This is a genomic window from Vibrio sp. 704 (assembly GCF_033339295.1).
In genome coordinates, this window is record NZ_JAWOUH010000662.1 from 1 (window position 1) to 610 (window position 610).

At 48.2% G+C, this 610-nt stretch carries 1 pseudogene; it reads left to right on the top strand.

The window, feature by feature from the left end:
- Positions 1–610, top strand: a pseudogene (locus R7R24_RS28375) (lipase); the annotation flags it as partial.

A 610-nucleotide genomic window follows, 5' to 3' on the forward strand; every position in this document is an offset into this window, starting at 1 on the left:
GGAACATGCAACCGATGGTGTCTGCGATGCCAAGCCTAGCGAAGCTAAACGCAGCACTTACCGATCCAGCAGAACAAGCGAACATGGTTCAGCAGCTTTCTTCTGGCGTTTTCGCAAGCTCTCCTGTAGACGTTAGCAAGCTGGCAACAGATCCAACAGAGCAGCTAAAACTGGTAGGCTCGAAACTGTACTTAAACGACGGCACACAGCTGGATAGTGAGCGAGTTATTACTCGTTACTCTCCTGTTCCTGCGGTTAAGTCTTTAGAAAATGTCGAGTTCTTACTGTTTACTCCTCAAAATGGTGTAGCAAAAGACGTGGTGATCTACCAACACGGTATCACCTCAGCGAAAGAAAACGCGTATGCATTTGCTTTTAATATGGTGCAAACTGGCGTAGCTGTTATTGCTATCGATCTTCCAATCCACGGCACACGTAGCCTAGACGAACAACGATCGGCAAATGCGAACGTTCTTGCTTACTTGAACCTGTCTAACCTTGCTGTAGCGCGTGATAACCTTCGTCAAAGCGTGCTGGATGTATTGGGCTTACGTGCTAGTTTAGTAGTATCAGCGCAAGGCGGTCTATTGGCTGGCGGCCCTCTTCAAGG